Genomic DNA, 16,797 nt, shown 5'->3' on the forward strand with positions numbered 1-16,797 from the left:
GCGGCGATGTCAGTGCTAGGACGGAGCAAAAGGGCATCGACCTTGGACGTATGAAGAGTCTTTCCTTGCGAAGCGCCTATCTCGGGTGGAGGCGGGCAAGCGCGATGCCCGCAAGGTTCTGCTCGCGCCGGATCCAGCGAATGCGTGCCGGGCGCGCCTTGGCCGCAAGCGTGAGGAATGCCGCCTCATGCGCGCTGCGCGCTTTGCCCTGTCGCAGGGCGGTGTTGGCATCTTGCACCACTTCGAGCGCGTCGCCCACAAGTTCCACATCGTTCAGACCCAGGGACTGCGCAAGGTCAAACGCCCGGATAAGCGCCGTCCATTCCGCGTCGCTGTTGGTGCCCTGGCCGAGGTCCTCGAACAGGTAGGTTTCTCCCCTGATCACGGCGGCGGCCTCGATCGGGCCGGGATTGGGACGGCAGCCGCCGTCGAAGAAGACTTTCAGCCGGGATCGGGACATGAAGGCTTCCTGACCCAAACCCGGACGATATGCCAGCGGGTTTGAGCCAGAACAGGTGGATCAGCTTCCGAAGTTGAACTTCAGCCGCAGCCCATACATGCGCGGAGGACCGTAGGCGAAGTCGAGGATGCCCGAGCTTTCATAGCCGCCGCCCGAGGCGGTCTTGTAGCGCTTGTTCGTGAGGTTCGTCGCAAAGGCCGATATGTCGAATCCCGAGCCGAGCACGTCCATCCAAGCTGCCGTGAGGTTGAAGAGATTGGTCGCCGGGATAGTGACGCGCTGCGGGTCGGCGGCGGTAGAGGCCGTGTAGAAATAGCCGTCCACGGCCTGGCGCGAGGTGTATGTATAGTTTCCGCCGAATGACAGAGAGCCCGTCTTCTCTCCCAGCGGAACCTCGACGTCGGCCGAAAGCGTGAGCCTGTGCTTGGGCGAATAGCTGAGGGGATCGCCCGGTTCGCCGCGTGGGATGATCTGTTCGAACGGGCTGTCGGGTGACAGTGTGGGCGGGATCAGTTCCTTGATCTCGGTATCGAGATATGTGTAGCCCGCCGAGAGCCGCAGGCGCTGGAACAGGGTGATGCCGCTGTCCACTTCCACGCCCTGGATCTTGGACTTGCCGGCATTGATGATCGCCGCGCCGCCCGCCAATCCGCTGCCCTGTTTGGCCACCAGCGCACCGAAGACCTGCTGGTCGCTGAAATCGTTGTAGAAGCCCGCGACGTTGAAATAGCCCGGTACGCTGCCCCGCAGGGTGAGCTTTGCGCCGATCTCGTAGGCATCGACCTTTTCGGGGTCCCAGGTTTCCAGACCCGGGTTGGTGAAATTGACCCCGCCCTGACGGTAGCCGCGTGCATATTTGGCATAGAACAGCATATCGGGCGTCGGCTTGAAATCGACATCGACCAGCCATGTGGGACGATTGGACTTGTTGGTGATGCGTGTGCGGCAGGCGCTGGTGTCGCCGCCGTTCGCAAGGAGATTGACGGTGGGATGGTTGAGCACGTCGTTGCAGACGCGGCCGCCCGGAACGGTGCCGCGGCCGGGAATGGTCACCAGGTTCCAGCGGTTGCTTTCGGAATCGCCGACGATCTTGTCGAAGGTATAGCGAAAGCCGCCGGTAACCGCGAATTGCTCGGTAATCTTGTATGTTGCCTGTGCAAATGCACCGTGGTTGTCGAAGTCGAAGCGGGTGCGCGATTCCGATACGAGCGCCACGCCCAGCGTGGTCGCGGGAAGACCCAGCGGGAGCACGCCCGTGCAGCCCAGATTGCCGGCGTCGGGACAATTGCCGTAGATGCCGGTGCGTTGCTGGTTCCACCCGATGGGACGGCTGAACTCCAGATATCCGCCGATCACGTAGTTGAGCCGCCCGTCCGACGATCGGCCCTGAAGCTGAAGTTCCTCGGTCACGGTCGATTCGGCCGCCGCGTGATAGTTCGGCTGGATATCCAGCGCGATGTAGTTGAACGGTGCGCCCACGGTGACATAACCCAGCGATTGGAAGGTGCGCGTCACGGGCGTGTCCGCGATGCGGAAATTGTCGCTGTAGAGATTGAAGGCCGAGTCCTCGCGGAATTCGCCGTAGCTGGCGATGTTCTTGACGGTCAGGGTGTCGCTGGCCTGCCAGGTGGTCGTGTTGATGACTTGCCAGGTTTCCAGCAGGAAGCGCGGATCCGGGTTGCTGACTTCGACATCCAGCTTGCCGTCTCCCCGTGCAGCCTGCCGGTCCAGCTGCGCACAGGCGGAGGTCGCCGTGAAGTAGCGGGTGAAAGGGCCGCCGGTCAGCGGGCTGGGGGCGTCGCGATCGCAATTTTCATAGCGGGTCGCGTAACCGTTGGTGTCCGAACGGCTGTAATGGAAGATGGTGTAGTTTTCGAGGTCGGGCGTCAGATCCGCGACGATGCTGAGGCGGGCATAAACGTAATCCGTATCGTTGTAGGCGCCCGGCCCGATGCCCGAAAGGTTCTTCATGTAGCCGTCGCGCTTGTTGCGGTCGACCGCAAGGCGGACCTTGAAGGTTTCCGCCAGCGGGACATTGAGCGCCGCCTGGATGCGGCGTTGATCGTAGTTTCCGATCGTGCCTTCGACATGCCCTTCGAACAGGTCTGTGGGCTTGGTCGGCACCAGCAGGATCGCGCCGCCGGTCGTGTTGCGTCCGAACAGCGTGCCTTGCGGGCCCTTGAGGACCTGCACGTTCTGGAGATCGGTGAAGGAACCGGCGCCTACGGTATTGCCCGAGGTCGTCCCGCCCTGTGCGCGTACCCCCACGACGTCGGCGAAATAGACGCCCACGGTTGGGGCCGTGGCGCCGTCCTGATTGAATCCACGCAGGGAGAAACTGGCCTTCTCGGCGCCGTACCGCGTGTTGACCGACAGTGAAGGCGTGTAGGTGGCAAGGTCGGAGGCGACGACGATGTTGCGCTTCTCGATCGTCGCGCTGTCATAGACGGTCATCGAGATCGGCACGTCTTGAAGCCGTTCCTCCGTGCGACGCGCCGTGACGATGATGTCGCCGGGATTTATGGTCAATTCGCTTTGGGCCAATGCGGGCATCGCCGTGGATACACCGCCCAGCACCGCGCCCATCATCATGACGCGCGTCAGCGTTCTTGCATGCATGATCGTCCTCTCCTCCCGTATCGTTCGTATCGTTGTCTGGACCGGTTCTGTTTTTGATATCGGTCTGCAAAGGCTGTTGAGGGCTGCTCAGGCCCTGCCCTGGAAAGCCGCAATTGCGGTTCTTTCCGGGCCATCAAGATATGCGGAACACCACGCCGCCGATCCGTGTCGATGGCATTTCCTCGGGTGTTCCAGCCAAGCGCGCCTTGCAGGGGCCAACGTATCGCGGGTGCAGTGATGTGGAAAGAAACTATCCCGTCATTGCAGGGTGTTGCAAAGTCGGCCAAAAATTTTTGTCTTCGATGACAGATATTTATTCGAAATGACGAATTGCGTTGCGGGGAAAATTGCTTCGAGAGGCAAAAGGACTTGCGCCTCGAGCTTAGCTCCGGCCGGCCCGAGTGCCGACTGCGATATGCGATCCTCGACCGGCTTTTGCGGGTGCCCCGTCCATATATGCAAGTGACCGGGGTACGCGCGGCATATAGGGATGCACCAATGTCAGGGGCTGCCCGGAGGATACTGCTGTTGGCGGCAGTGGGGGCAGGGGGCGGCTTCCAGACAGTTTCCGAGGCCTTCGCGGCAAGTGCAAACGCGGGGGATGCCATGCTGGAGATGACCCTTGTTCGCGATCGGCTGTCTGGCCCTGATTGTTCTTCCCCTTGCCGGGCTTGCGCTGGGCGGCTTTCTGGCTGGGCCGACTGGTGCCAAATGGGGCGCGGGTATCGGTTTCGCGATCGCGCTGGGCCTTTGCGGCGTGACGGGTTACGCGCTCGTGGCAGCCGCGCGCCGAAGATAGATGGGGGCGGAGATAGATCGGGGTCGGCCGATTAACTTTTTGCAGTCGCCCCATCCATCGCGCGACCGACGTTGCCACCGTCACATGCTTGGGTCATGCGCGCTGCTGTAACGCCAGTTGGAAAAGTCAGGAGCGATGGGCAGAAAACTTCGGGATGAGGATGGTGGCGGAATCGACCCGAGAGCGGCATCGGACGATCTGTCCGGCCTGCCGGCGGGAGAGAGTGCAAACGATGCCGCCGATCTGCTCGCCCTGGCGGAATATATCTATCGCTGCCGCCGGATCAGGGACGAAATGCTGGGGGCGGACTACTTCGGAGAGCCGGCCTGGGACCTGCTATTGGGCCTCTACATCGGCGAGACGCGCGGCCGGGTGCCGCTCGGCAATCTTTCCACGAACACGGCGCTGCGCTGGCAGAGCGTGTTGGAAACCGAGGGTCTGGTCACACGCCGCACCGATGGCGATGCCGCGGGAAGCAACGCTTGTCTGACCGCGAAAGGCCACGCATTGATGCGGGACTATCTGCGCAAGGCCGGTAGCCCCGCGCCGTGATCATTCGACTATCCGATAGGGTTCATTCGTAATTCTACTTGGATCGTCGCCCCGCTTGGCATAGCCTGCTTCCCGGTCCCAGGGGGGGAGCGGGGCGCTTGAGGGGGAGGAACGGTCTCATGGCACTCACCAATCAGGAACAACTCGTGCTGGAGCTGCGCAGCATAACCCACCTGCTCAGGGAGGCGATCGGCCGCCTTGACGCTTGCGGCCAGGACCTGGCGGCGATCCATGTCCAGACCGCGCTGGACGTGCTGCGCGACAAGGGCGGCGACGAGGACTGGGGCATGCTGCGCAATTGAGGTGAACCGAGGGGAGGCCGTCACGCCGTGACGGGCTGGTTTTCCGTGTCTCCGGGATCTCGCAAATAGATCGTTCCCTTGCTTTCGGCCGCGACAAGGCCGAACAGCGCGCCGATCAGGGCCAGCGATTCCCGCGGTCGGTCGAGCCTGAAGCGGCCGCTGAAAGTCAGCGTAGCGAAGCGGCTTTCGCCCAGCGCCAGCGGTACGGTGCTGTATCGATTGAGCCGCTCCAAGGCGCTTCCCAGAGGCATTGACTCGGCGTCCAGCCAGTCCGTCTGCCAGTCGCCGGATGCGGGATCGAAGCGGCCCTGTCCGGTGACGGATCGTGCATCGATCATCGCCCATTCGCGCGCCCGAACCAGCATCTGCGCGCCTTGGCCGGTGGCCAGGGCGACCTTGCCAGAGAGGACGCGCAGTTCGCTGGCGTCGCGCAAGTGATCGACGGTGAAGCTGGTGCCCAATGCGGTCATCCGCGCATGAGGGGTGCTGACCTCGAAAGGGCGAGCGGGGTCGTGCTGCACATCGAAGCGGGCCGCACCGTGCTCCAGCACGATCGCGCGGCGATCCGGCGTAAAATCGAAAGCGACGCGGGAAGCGGCATCGAGCAGCAGGCGCGAACCGTCGGGAAGCGCGACATGGCGCCGCTGCCCCACCGTGCTGGCGAAATGGCCGGTCGATCCTGCGCCCGGCGCCGGGGCATTCCGGCCCAGTAGCCAGTAGCCCGCCACCGGAAGCGTCAGGGCGCCTGCAAGTCCGGCAGCCATGGCCTGTCGGCGGTTCAGTCTTCGCGCTGTATGGGGACTGCGCATTCGGTCGGTCCTGCGCAGGGGCGGCAGCGCGGTGCCCGAAGGGGCGGTGCGCGCATCGCCAAGGGCATCGATCAGCGCGGTATCGCTGACGAGCCGGGACATGCGCGCGAAAGCCCTTGCGTGTTCCGGCGAGGCATTGAGCCAGCCCTGCAAGGCGCGGCGTTCGGACGGCGTCAGTTCGCCAAGCCGGTCCACCCAGTCGGCGGCGGTTTCCAGGATCGGGGCCTGCTGCTCATCCATTCGCGTCTTGCCCTTCCAGATCGTCCTCCAGTGCCAGCGCCATGTCCGCCATGGCGCGTGTCAGGTGCTTTTTGACGGCCTCGATACTGAGGCCGAGTTCCTCCGCGATCTCCTGTCGGGACCTGCCGTCCATGTGGCGCAGCCGAAACACGGCGCGCCGTGCCGGCGTGAGCCGTGCAAGTGCCGCTTCGAACCTGTCGTAGCGCTGGCGATAGTCCAGCACTTCGTCCGCCAGCGGTAGTTCGCAGGGCAGTTCAAGCATGTCGAATTCGCCGATCCGCCGGGCCTTGCGCGCGCCCGCTACGATGACGGAGTCCGCGACGCGATAGGCATAGGCCAGCGGGTTTTCGATCAGCTGCCGACGCTCCTGTTCCATGACCCTGACAAGCGCCTCCTGCACCACGTCGTCCGCGCCGTCGGGGTCACGCATGCGCCTGCGCACGTAGCTGCGCAGGCGTTCCACACCGCCCAGCAGGGAGGAGCCGGTCTTGCTCATCAGCATTTCCCGCGTTCCCTTCGGCGGCAGGCGTCCATTCGGCATGCCTGTAGAGTGCGCAAGGGACCGAACGGGGACAGGCGGCTGCGATCAATAGGCATAGCGCAGCCCCACGGCGAAAGTCCGTCCGCTGCGCGTGCGTGCCAGAAGGCGCCGGGCCGAGCGGTCGGTATATTGCTCGATCGGGGTGTCGGTGAGGTTGCGGGCCTCGACCGATGCCTGAAGGCCGGGTCGCAGCATGGCATGGCCTGCAAAATCGAGCGTTGCCGAACCCTTGATCCAGCTGCCGATATTGCCGTTGTTGCCCAGGCCGTCGCGGTAGGTTCCGCGATAGGCCAGCGCGATCCGCGCGTCCCATTGGCGCGCGGTGTAATAGAGCGTCGCATTGCCCGACCAGCGCGAAAGGTCGATCAACGGCAGCGAGATCGCCCGCTGCCCGTAGATCACTTCGCTTCGGCCCGAGACGAAGGTGCCGTTGGCCTGCACGCCCAGTCCGTCGAACGGGGCGGGCAGGAAGTGCAGGTCGCGCTGGAGCGCCGCTTCCACCCCGACGATCGAGGCGCCCGAACCGTTCAGCGGGCGCACCACGTTATAGAGGGTATCGGCAGGCACACCGGGGTAGAGGAATGCGGCAGGCAGGCCGGTTTCGGCGTAAGGCATCAGCGTGGTGGCCGAAGTGATGAACGAATCCATCCGCTTGTAAAACAGCCCGAGCGAGGCGTAGCCGTCCCGCCCCATGTAGCCTTCCAGCGCGAGGTCCAGCGCCGTGGCGGTGAAAGGGCGCAGCGCAGGGTCGCCGGTTTCCACGGTCCCGCCGAAGGGCGTGGAATTTACGGCCGCCGCCGCGCGCAAGTCGGCGACGTCGGGCTGGTTCACGTCCCGGCTGAAGGCGAAGCGCAAGCGTACGTCGCGGCGCAAGTCCAGCCATGCGCGCAGCGAGGGCAGCCAGGCGGAATGGCGGCTGCTTTGGCCGCGTCCGAGCGGGGTGTCGTTTCCGCGCACTTCGCCGGTGGAAGAGGTGTCGGTGCGCAGATATTGCAGCCCGAGTTCCGCCTCGCCGGGCATGGCGACCAGCGCGAAGTCCAGCCGCGCGACGGCGAAGGCGGCATAGCTGTTCTCGCGCACGCGATAGGCCATGCCGGGCAGGTTGTCGGCCGCGGTGAGATCGCGCGACTGGCCCGTCGCGGCGAAGGCGGCATCGACATCCGCGACGAGATAGGGCGCGCGGGACAGGATATCGACGGGATGGGTCGCGGGAAGAAGGACGTCCGTGCCGTAGTCCTGCGTCACCCGGCGCTCGTAGCCGTCATTGCCGAAAAAGCGATAGCTAGTGCCCGCCAGCAGTTCGAGGCTGGGCGAGAGCCGCTGCGTCAGTTCGAGGCGGGCCGCGACGTTCTCGTTGAGGATGGCGTCCTCGCGGGCGTCGGCGCGCATGAACGACCACTGGGCCGGGTCTGTGGTATCGAAGCCGTAGCGGTTTGCGGGATGCGCGCCGGTAGCGACGAAAGCGAAGTCCTGTCCGGTGCTTTCGAGGAAAGCCTTGTCGAACACCGGCTCGGAAAAATCGGAACGGGCATAGCCCAGGCGCAAGTTCAGGCGGGTGGTCTCGCCCAGCGGGCGTTCGGCGGCGAGGACGGCCTGCGTGAAGGCGGTGCGATCCTGCGTCACCTTGCTTTCGGAGCGCATGTCGATGCCGCCAAGATCGCCTGCGACGATCGTGTCGCCCACGATCCTGACGGTGCGGAGCATCTGCGTGCCGTCGATCGTGCCGGTGGTGAGCCCGTTGGTCCCTGCGGCGGCCAGCGAATATTCCTGCCGGTCGTTGGAAAGGCGTGCGTGGACGAGGTCGAGCGTGAGGTGAAGCCCGTCCTCGCTCTCGTGCTGGATCGCGCCGACCAGGTTGAGGCGGGTGAAGCGGTTGGCCCAGCTGGAGTAGCTCTGCCCGCGCGACATGAACACCGGATCGCCCTGGCCGGTAAGGCGGGCGCGGTCGGCGGTGCCGACGCCCGGGCCGATATTGGCCTCGGCGAAAGTCACGGGCACCCAGTCCCAGTTGCGATAGCCGTACTCGGTCACGCGGTTGCGGCTCCAGGAGGCCGCCACCAGCACGCCCCAGCTATCATTGCGGCGCGAGAGTTCGGCGGTGATGCGCGGCGCGATGCCTTCCGCATTTCCGGCGCTGGCAGCGCGAACGGCAGTGAGCGTGACGTCCTCCTGCCGGTCGAAGGGGCGCAGTGTGTGCAGTGCCACGGTGCCGCCGACACCGCCTGCGTCGTACTGCGCGGACCATGTCTTGCGCACTTCGATGCCGGAAAACAGCGCGGCATCGAAGACCGAGTAATCGAAGCGGCGCTGGCGACTGGCCGAGCCGCGATTGTCCATGCCGGATGCCGTCGTGGCGAGGGCCTCCATGCCGTTCAGCGTCGTGCGCGTGAACAGCGGGCCAAGGCCGCGCAGGGAGACCTGCCGCCCTTCACCGCTGTCGCGGCTGATGGCGATGCCGGGCAGGCGTTGCAATGCGTCGGCGGCATTTGGGTCGGGGAAGGCGGCCACGTCCTCGGCGCGGGTGACTTCGACGATGCCGGTGGCCTTGCGCTTGACCTTCACAGCCTGGCGCAGGCTCTCGCGGTATCCGGTGACGAGGATCGGTTCTCCGACCGCTTCGGGGGCAGGCGAGGGAGCCGGGGGAAGCGCAGGGGGTGGCGGCGCGGCGGGAGCAGGCGTTACCAGGTAGCCTCCCGGCATGGCCCGCACGGCCAAAGGCAATCCCCTGAGCAGGATCGCCAGCGCTTCGGCGGTCCGGTATCGGCCCGAAAGCGTGCGCTCCACGCGGATCGTGGGGGCGGCGGAAGTCAGTACCTGCATGCCGCTCTGCCGCGAGACCTGGGCCAGGACATCGCCGAGATTGCCTGCGTGGACGGCGAAAGTACGGACTGCACGCAGCTCTTCCGCCGACGCCGAGACGGGCGCGGCGAGGGCCGGAAGCCCCACTATGGCAGCGAGCAGCCGGGAGGCGGCCAGGACGCCGCGAGCTTGCGAATACACGGGAGAATGCGCCCTTTCGCGGGGGCGCGTAGCAACCGGCCGTGACAGTCATGTGACTTGTCCGATCGGGAGGAAGCACCGGGCCCGCCGATATCGGCGGGCCCGGCAGGAGCCTGCGATCAGAACTCGAAGCGGACGCCGCCCATGATCGTGCGGCCCGAACGGGTCACGACATAGAGGCGCTTGGTGCTGTCGGAGTACTGCTTCTCGGCCTGGTTGGTCAGGTTGATGCCGTCCAGCGTGAGCTGGATATTGTCGGTCAGCTTGAAGTGCGCGGCCATGTCGAGATAGAGCGTGCCTTCGTAGCCCGAGAGGTCCTGATCCTGGCCCAGCGAAGTGCTGATCGGCGCGGCGCTGTAGACGTAGCTGCTGCGATAGTTGCCCGAGACGCGCACGTCGAACTTCGCATCCTGGTAATAGAGCGTGGCGTTCGCATTGACGTGGCTGAGGCCTTCCAGAGTGGTCTTGGCGCCGCCTGCGTAGACTGTCGAATAATCGTAGTTCGAGTCCACATAAGTGAAGTTGGCCGAGGCGCCGAAGCGGTTGAACGGTGCGGGCAGGAAAGTGAAGTCCGACTGGGCGGCCAGTTCCACGCCCCACAGGTCGGTCTTGCCGAGGTTGATCGGGCGCGAATAGGTGCGCACGACCGTGTCGGCGGTGAGGCCGTCGGCCAGATCGGTGGACAGGCCCGTCGAGCCGTAGCTGACGTTGTTGTCGGTCTTGGTCACGATGAAGCCGTCGATCTTCTTGTAGAACAGCGCCGCGCTTACCGAGCCGGTGTGGCCGATATAGTATTCCAGCGAGAGGTCCAAATCGCTGGACTTGTAGGGCTTGAGGCCGGGGTTGCCGGTCGAGACCGAGATTTCCCGTTCGCCGGTCTGGGCGTCGATGTCGCCGATCGCCACGGAGCCGTTCATCGCCAGTGCGCTCAGCGCCGGGCGGTTGATGTTCTTCGCCGCCGAGGCACGCAGGACCAGGCTGTCGTCGAGGTCGAAGATCAGGTTCGCCGCAGGCAGGAAGCCTTCGTAGCTGGACGAGGCCGAGATCGTGCCGGAGGCATCGTTGAGCGTGCCGACGCCGGAAGAGGAGATCTCGGTGCGATAGTAGCGCCCGCCGATGTTGCCGCGGAAGCCCACGCTGCCCAGCTTGTGGTTCCAGTCGTACTGCACGAACCCTGCGGCCGTGCGTTCCTCCACCGAGAAGATGCTGCTCCTGGCCGTCAGGTAGTCGCTGCGGTTCACGCCGAGTGCGTTCAGGGCCTTGTCGTAGTCGACGATGATCCAGGACTGGCCGGGATAGCCGTTGTAGACTTCGGCGTAGTCGCCGATGTCGGCGCTGACGGCACCCGACTTGAACTGGTTCAGCAGGACGTCATTGGTCAGACGCTTGTAGCCGGAGTTCTCGAACCGGCGCCACTCGCCGCCGACACTGAACTTGTCGTCGGGCGTCGCCGCGAACTCCAGGCTGCCCTTGACGGTGTCGAAGGCGGTATCTTGGAAGCTGGAAGCGATGTCGATCTCGTGGGCGTGGTAGTTCGACGCGTCTGCGGTATCCCAGCCATAGCTGTTCGCCAGCGCGTAGTTGCCGCCGCGATAGTCGGAAACGACGTCGCCGTAAGCCTCGGTGTAGAAGTGATCGTCGACCGGCATGTCGTAGCTGGAACGCTCGATGCCGCCCAGCATGCGCAGGGTCAGGCGATCGGTAATGCCGGTGTCTCCGCTCAGGACCACCTGCTTGAAAGTGTTCTTGGTGTTCTGGATGCGGGTTTCGGTGGCGGTCTGGCCGCCGGTCACGTCGAGATACGTGACTTCGTTCTGGTCGTTCCACTCGATCGCATTGATCTTCGAGCTGGGGTAGGTCACGCCCGCGAACGTCTGGCCGCCGCCCAGCCAGGTCGAACCGCCGCCGCCGCGCGAGGCGAGGTGGGTTTCGAAGCGGTCGGCCTTGTACTGGCCGTAGAGCCCGTCAAGCGTGATATGGGTGTTGCTGCCGGGATTCCACTGGATGGAGCTGGTGATGCCGAGGCGATCCTGCGTGCTGTCCCAGACCGAAAGACGGTTGCCGCGCGCGAAGCGCAAGGTGCCGGAATTGACCTTGTCCTGCTCATCCTGCGTCAGTGCCGAAATGTCCGAACCGTTCGCGCCGTTGAGGCGCCAGCGGTAAGTGTCGAAGCCCTGTTCACGCGTCTTTCGATGGCTGTAGGCGGCGGAGACGAGAATGCCGAAATCGCCCCAGTTCTTCGAAACCAGCCCGGTCAGGCGCGGCTGGAAATCCTTGGTGAGGCTATTGGTGCCGCCCGAGGCCGAGACGGCGAACTTGTCGCCCTTGTAGTCGAGCGGGCGGGCGGTGAAGAGGCCAACCGTTCCCGCCAGGCCGCCTTCGGTCTGCTCGGCCGAGTAGGACTTGCGCACGTCCACCCGGTTGAATAGTTCGGCGGCGAAAATGTTGAAGTCGAAAGCGCGGTCGCGGGTGCCCTGGCCGCGGCTGTCCTGCGCGGAATCGACGTTGCCCAGCACTTCCATGCCGTTGAGCTGGACGCGTGTGAAGTCCGGCTCCAACCCGCGCAGGCTGACGCGGCGGCCTTCGCCCGCCTCGCGGTTGATGGCCACGCCGGGAAGGCGCTGGAGCGCTTCGGCCAGATTGAGGTCGGGGAAGGCGGCGATGTCGTCGGCCACGATCGAGTCCTGGATGATCGTCGCGTTGCGCTTCACGTCGCGGGCGAGATCGAGGCTGGCGCGATAGCCGGTCACGACGATCGCCTCACCCGCCGTCTGCTCGGCATCCCCGGCCGGAGCTACGTCCTGCGCCAGTACCGGCTGGGCGATCAGCGCCAGCCCCGTCGATGCCAGTCCCGTCGATGCCGCCCACAGGCTGCGCTTCGTCCACATTGCAAAAACTCCCCTTGTTCCGATCCGAAAAATGCGCCGCACGGCAAGACCTGCATGCGGCGTTCGGGCGGGGAGAGGCCGGGGCAATGCAAACGGGGACAGAAAAAAGTTGTGAAAGTTCAATGACTTTTCGATGTCATTTTAATTACATCACTGTTCTTGGCAGGCCGGGATAAAATCGGTCAGCCGTAAGAATACTGTCATTGTTCGGGCACATCTGGCGGCGGGCATCGTCCCTGCAAATCGCGGAGCCTTCATGTCCATTTCCCTCGCCCTGGCGCCGCTCCTCTTCGCGGCCGCCGCGCTTCCCTCGTCTTCCGTGCCCGCCGAAGCGCCGAAGATGAACGACATCCAGGCTGTCGGCACGCACAACAGCTACAAGCAGGCGATGCGCGACGACGTTCACGCCCGCATTCGCGCGAAGAGCGAGAAACTGGCCCAGGCGCTGGACTATGCCCATCGCCCGCTGGCCGAGCAGCTCGATCGCGGCGCGCGCCAGTTGGAAATCGACGTGAACTACGATCCCGAGGGCGGCTACTACGCCAAGGGCAAGAGCGATGCCGAACTTCTGAAGCCGGGTTTCAAGGTCCTGCACATGGCCTTCAGCGACGCGGCCAGCAGCTGCGAAAGGCTCGTGACCTGCCTCGCCGTGATCCGCGACTGGTCCGACGCCCACCCCGATCATGCGCCGATCATGCTGATGTTCAATGCCAAGGAAGATGCCGACCCCGAGCACGGCAAGCCCGCGCTGCGCTTCGACGAGAAGGCTTTCGATGCGCTGGACCGGGAAATCCTCTCCGTCCTTCCGCGCGGCAAGCTGATCCTGCCGGACGATGTGCAGGGCAGCTATCCGACCTTGCGCGATGCCGTGCTGGCCGGAAACTGGCCGAGCCTGGCCGCCGCGCGCGGGAAGATCTTCTTCGCGCTCGACGAGCACGAGGCCAAGGTCGCCCTCTACCGCGGCAAGCGCAAGTCGCTGGAAGGCCGGGTGTTCTTCGTCAACACGGACGAAAATTCCCCTGCTGCCGCCTATCTCACGATCAACGACCCGGTGGCCGAGGGTGAACGCATCGCCCGTGATGTGAGGGCCGGTTTCATCGTCCGCACCCGCGCCGACGCCGACACCTGGGAAGCGCGCGAAGGCAGTCTCCTGCGCCTGCGCGCGGCCCTCGCCAGCGGGGCGCAGTACATCTCCACCGATTACCTCTGGGAAGACCCGCGCTTTCCCGGCTACCGCGTCGCGCTTCCCGGCGGTGCCGCCGAGCGCTGCAATCCGGTCAGGGCTTGTTTGAAAATGCCCTAAGAGGGCATTTTGTGCGGCACCGGCCCACGCCCCCACCCACCACCCAACGGTAGTATCCTGCGGGTGGTGGGTGGGGGCGCCCGAGTCAAACTGGGGGCCGGTGCCGCCAAATTCGCCTACGGCGAATTTTCAAACAGTCTCTAAGGACGGCAGCGCCTTGCGGGGAGATGTGAGGCGGCTCAGTGGAGTTTGAGGCGCGGCCTGACGATGCGATTGATGTGGCTGACCGTGATCAGCGCCGCGCCGCGCAGCCAGCCATGTACGGCCAGCAGGTGCATCCGGTAGAGCGACAAGTAGACGAAGCGGGCCAGCCGTCCCTCCACGGCCATGCGGCCGCCGACCAGCTTGCCCATGAGCGAGCCGACCGTGGAGAAGCGGCTCAGTGACACCAGCGAGCCGTGATCGCGGTAGACGAAATCGCGCAGCGGCTTGCCTTCCTGCAGTCGCACGAGATTGTGAAAGGCCGTGTCGGCCATCTGGTGCGCTGCCTGCGCGCGGGGCGGCACCGGGCGTTCGCGGCCGGGAAGGGTGCAGGAGGCACAGTCGCCGATGGCGAAGACGCGATCGTCGTTCGCGCTCTGCAAGGTCGGGCGGACGATAATCTGGTCGCCGCGCGACAGTTCAAGCCCGTCCAGGCCCAGGGGAATGCGGGCGGCTTTGACGCCGGCGGCCCAGATCATCAGATCGGCCGGCACGAACCCGGCATTTCCCGTTTCCATGCCCGTAGCGGTCGCGGCGGTAACCGAGGTTCCCGCCATGACTTTCACGCCCAGTACTTCAAGCTCTTCATGAGCGGCGCCTGCCAACCTGTCCGGCAATGCGGGCAGGATGCGCGGACCGGCCTCCAGCAGGGTGACGTCGAGCCGATTGCGGTCGAACACCTCAAGCCCGTAGTAGCTCAGCCCATCCGCCGCATTGTAGAGTTCGGCCGCCAGTTCCACCCCGGTCGCGCCGCCGCCGACGATGGCGATCCGCACGCGCGCGTCCGATTGTGGGTCCTCGGTCATGGCGCGGGAAACGCGCAGGCAATGGTCGAGCAACTGGTCGCGAAAACTGTCCGCCTGGGTCCGGCTGTCGAGGAACAGGCAGTTTTCGGCAACGCCGGGCGTTCCGAAATCGTTGGTGACCGAACCATAGGCCAGTACGAGATAGTCGTAGCGAACCGAATGGGCGCCGACGATTTCACGCCCCTTCGGATCGAGCACCGGTGCGATGTGAACGCGGCGCGCGGTGCGGTCGATACCGTCGAGCGAGCCGTAGAGATAGCGATAGCCCCAGCGGCGGCAATGGCTGCGATAACCCACTTCATCGAGGCTGGCGTCGAGCGAACCCGCCGCCACTTCGTGCAGCAGCGGCTTCCAGATATGCGTCCGGTTGCGATCGACAAGGATGATGTCGTGGTGCTTGCGGCCATAACGCGCGCCCAGCTTGCGCGCCAGCTCCAACCCGGCGGCCCCGCCGCCGCCGATCACGATCTGGGTCTTCTTCTGCGTGGATGAGGCCTGTTGCATCTTGGGATATTGCCACCGAGTTGCGCGGATTGCACCATCCGATCCGCAATGAATCCTGAGGATACCGCTTTGGGCCTTGCAGGAATTGCAACGAGGCGCGGCCTCGGCTGCAAAGTCGGCCCATGCTCCGTAGGGAATTCCGCTATCCGGCTGTGGCAGCAAAGGCCTTGATGGTCGAAACCGTGTCGCCCGCCAGCATCTGCTGCAGCAGCGCCCGGTTATCCGGGAGATTGGCTACCGCGTAGTCGCTCTGGCGCTGCACCTGTTCGAAAGCCTGGCGGGCTTCCCGGCGCAGGCGCATGACTCCGGCTTTCGCCGAGAGGTCGGTCTTCCAGCCCATCCCGTAGAGCACGCATTGCCAGCTCGTGGCCGGGAAGATGTCGATGTTGGGATTGAAGTCCTTTTCGTTCGGCGGACGGTGGCGCCAGCGGTCGAGCAGTTCCAGCAGGCTGCCCGGAATGGTTTCTGTCCGCACGTTGTCCCTCCAGAAGTCGGTATCGGTGCGTCTGGTCAGGCTGTAGTGCATCTTCAGGAAATCCCGGGCGCGTTCGTAGCGCTCCAGCATCGTGGCATTGAACTGGCGGGCGGACGTTTCGTAGTCTCCGGCCCAGGGGAACAGGTTGGCGATTGCCCCGGCGGCAATTTCCGAAAAGACGATGCCCGTGGCTTCCAGCGGTTCGAAGAACCCGCTGGAGAGGCCCACTGCCACGCAGTTCTTGTACCAGTTCACTTCGCGGTAACCGGCATCGAACTGCAGGCGGCGCGTCGTTGCCGTCTGGCCTTGCGCGCCGAGATAGCTGCGCAGGGTCCGCTCGGCCTCATCGGCGTCGCAGTGGGCGGACGAATAGACGTAGCCGGTTCCCCGGCGGGTCTGGAGGCCGATGTCCCAAATCCAACCGGCATCGCGCGCCGTCGACAGCGTGCAGGACTGGATCGGCGCATCCGGGCTGTCGTAGGGGACTTGCGCGGCAATGGCGCTGTCGCAGAACAGGATGTCCTTGCAGCTCTTCCATTTCCGGCCCATCGCCTTGCCGATCAGCTCGGCCCGAAAGCCGGTGCAGTCGATATAGAGATCCGCTTCCAGCATGCCGTTCTTCTGCGTGCGGACACCGGCAATGGCGCCGTCCTCGCCGCAGAGCACTTCCTGCACGGTATCGGCGATATGCGTGACGCCATTGGCCACGCCCTGATCGCGCAGCAATTCCGCGAGTGCGCCGGCATCGAAATGGAAGGCGTAGTTCAGTACACCGGCATATTCTGGATGCGTGGCCAGCTTCGGCCCCCTCAGCGCGTCCACCGCGCGTTTCTGGGGGGTGCTGGCTTCATCCCATGGCATCTTGCCCGCTTCGCCGAGCAGCCAGTACGGCAGGTATTCGGGGCCGCCGTTGCGGTCGTCCGCTTCCTGGAAGCCGTGGAGGTAATTGTCGGACCCGCCGTGTCCGGCCGGATGGAGCCAGTCCACGAATTTCACGCCCTGCTTGAACGTCGCCTCACAGCGGCGCAGCAGGTCCTTTTCGCGAACGCCGATCCGCTCCAGCGTACGGCGGATCGTGGGGAAAGTGCCTTCGCCCACCCCAATGATGCCGATTTCGGGAGATTCGACGAGGGTTATGCCAACCCCGCCAGGAAGATCCGCGCCCAGCATCTTGGCAAGATAGCCTGCGGTCAGCCATCCGGCCGTGCCGCCGCCGACCACGAGAACGCGCTTCACTTTGGCATCCATTGTCCCACACGCTCCCCGATGTGGATCGGGCGGACCTTTGGGCCCGCCCG

The 16,797-nt window shown here is 64.8% G+C and carries 12 protein-coding genes; 4 read left to right on the forward strand and 8 right to left on the reverse strand.

Going from position 1 to position 16,797, the window contains the following annotated elements:
* Positions 1–76 precede the first annotated feature (76 nt).
* The gene (locus tag NTCA1_RS10750) at positions 77–460 is read right to left on the reverse strand and encodes a ribonuclease HI (protein WP_159830490.1); all 384 of its coding nucleotides are present in this window, start codon (positions 458–460) and stop codon (positions 77–79) included.
* Positions 461–520: 60 nt separating this feature from the next.
* A complete protein-coding gene (locus NTCA1_RS10755) occupies positions 521–3,079 on the reverse strand; it encodes a TonB-dependent receptor (RefSeq protein WP_086494209.1) in 2,559 nt (852 codons plus the stop codon).
* A 622-nt stretch (positions 3,080–3,701) separates the two neighbouring features.
* Here NTCA1_RS10755 and NTCA1_RS28485 point away from each other — a divergent pair.
* The 3 genes from NTCA1_RS28485 (at position 3,702) to NTCA1_RS10765 (ending at position 4,732) form a co-directional block, all read left to right on the forward strand.
* Positions 3,702–3,878, forward strand: a complete 177-nt coding sequence (locus NTCA1_RS28485; protein WP_167381954.1) for a hypothetical protein — start codon at positions 3,702–3,704, stop codon at positions 3,876–3,878.
* A 135-nt stretch (positions 3,879–4,013) separates the two neighbouring features.
* The gene (locus NTCA1_RS10760; RefSeq protein WP_159830491.1) at positions 4,014–4,430 is read left to right on the forward strand and encodes a hypothetical protein; all 417 of its coding nucleotides are present in this window, start codon (positions 4,014–4,016) and stop codon (positions 4,428–4,430) included.
* Between the two features lie 119 nt (positions 4,431–4,549).
* Entirely contained in the window at positions 4,550–4,732 is a 183-nt protein-coding gene (locus NTCA1_RS10765) for a hypothetical protein (RefSeq protein ID WP_086494207.1), read from the forward strand.
* Between the two features lie 20 nt (positions 4,733–4,752).
* Here the strand turns inward: NTCA1_RS10765 and NTCA1_RS10770 are convergent, their stop codons facing one another.
* The 4 genes from NTCA1_RS10770 to NTCA1_RS10785 form a co-directional block, all read right to left on the reverse strand.
* The gene (locus NTCA1_RS10770; RefSeq protein WP_159830492.1) at positions 4,753–5,781 is read right to left on the reverse strand and encodes a FecR domain-containing protein; all 1,029 of its coding nucleotides are present in this window, start codon (positions 5,779–5,781) and stop codon (positions 4,753–4,755) included.
* Positions 5,774–6,277: an RNA polymerase sigma factor gene (locus tag NTCA1_RS10775; protein ID WP_086494211.1), complete on the reverse strand. Its 504-nt coding sequence runs from the start codon at positions 6,275–6,277 to the stop codon at positions 5,774–5,776. Before NTCA1_RS10775 ends, NTCA1_RS10770 begins: the two co-directional genes overlap by 8 nt.
* Positions 6,278–6,367: 90 nt before the next feature.
* Positions 6,368–9,322, reverse strand: coding sequence for a TonB-dependent receptor (locus NTCA1_RS10780; RefSeq protein WP_159830493.1), 2,955 nt, complete (start codon positions 9,320–9,322; stop codon positions 6,368–6,370).
* 119 nt (positions 9,323–9,441) lie between these two features.
* Positions 9,442–12,210, reverse strand: a complete 2,769-nt coding sequence (locus tag NTCA1_RS10785) for a TonB-dependent receptor (protein WP_159830494.1) — start codon at positions 12,208–12,210, stop codon at positions 9,442–9,444.
* A gap of 256 nt (positions 12,211–12,466) precedes the next feature.
* Between NTCA1_RS10785 and NTCA1_RS10790 the strand changes: the two genes are divergently transcribed.
* The gene (locus tag NTCA1_RS10790) at positions 12,467–13,513 is read left to right on the forward strand and encodes a Ca2+-dependent phosphoinositide-specific phospholipase C (protein ID WP_086494203.1); all 1,047 of its coding nucleotides are present in this window, start codon (positions 12,467–12,469) and stop codon (positions 13,511–13,513) included.
* Positions 13,514–13,692: 179 nt separating this feature from the next.
* On the opposite strand, the gene NTCA1_RS10795 is transcribed toward NTCA1_RS10790, so the two are convergent.
* Together NTCA1_RS10795 and NTCA1_RS10800 are read right to left on the reverse strand one after the other, a co-directional pair.
* A complete protein-coding gene (locus NTCA1_RS10795; protein WP_159830495.1) occupies positions 13,693–15,024 on the reverse strand; it encodes an NAD(P)/FAD-dependent oxidoreductase in 1,332 nt (443 codons plus the stop codon).
* 142 nt (positions 15,025–15,166) lie between these two features.
* A complete protein-coding gene (locus tag NTCA1_RS10800; RefSeq protein WP_201282459.1) occupies positions 15,167–16,735 on the reverse strand; it encodes a tryptophan halogenase family protein in 1,569 nt (522 codons plus the stop codon).
* Between the last annotated feature and the right edge of the window lie 62 nt (positions 16,736–16,797).

Origin of the sequence: Novosphingobium sp. TCA1 (assembly GCF_009811895.1) — a bacterium.
Classification (GTDB): domain Bacteria; phylum Pseudomonadota; class Alphaproteobacteria; order Sphingomonadales; family Sphingomonadaceae; genus Novosphingobium; species Novosphingobium panipatense_A.

Excerpts from the sequence above, each read along its gene's own strand:
- NTCA1_RS10760 (WP_159830491.1), top strand. The coding sequence starts at position 4,014 with ATGGGCAGAAAACTTCGGGATGAGGATGGTGGCGGAATCGACCCGAGA.
- NTCA1_RS10765 (WP_086494207.1), top strand. The coding sequence starts at position 4,550 with ATGGCACTCACCAATCAGGAACAACTCGTGCTGGAGCTGCGCAGCATA.
- NTCA1_RS10750 (WP_159830490.1), bottom strand. The coding sequence starts at position 460 with ATGTCCCGATCCCGGCTGAAAGTCTTCTTCGACGGCGGCTGCCGTCCC.
- NTCA1_RS10790 (WP_086494203.1), top strand. The coding sequence starts at position 12,467 with ATGTCCATTTCCCTCGCCCTGGCGCCGCTCCTCTTCGCGGCCGCCGCG.
- NTCA1_RS10795 (WP_159830495.1), bottom strand. The coding sequence starts at position 15,024 with ATGCAACAGGCCTCATCCACGCAGAAGAAGACCCAGATCGTGATCGGC.
- NTCA1_RS10770 (WP_159830492.1), bottom strand. The coding sequence starts at position 5,781 with ATGGATGAGCAGCAGGCCCCGATCCTGGAAACCGCCGCCGACTGGGTG.
- NTCA1_RS10775 (WP_086494211.1), bottom strand. The coding sequence starts at position 6,277 with ATGAGCAAGACCGGCTCCTCCCTGCTGGGCGGTGTGGAACGCCTGCGC.
- NTCA1_RS10785 (WP_159830494.1), bottom strand. The coding sequence starts at position 12,210 with ATGTGGACGAAGCGCAGCCTGTGGGCGGCATCGACGGGACTGGCATCG.
- NTCA1_RS10755 (WP_086494209.1), bottom strand. The coding sequence starts at position 3,079 with ATGCATGCAAGAACGCTGACGCGCGTCATGATGATGGGCGCGGTGCTG.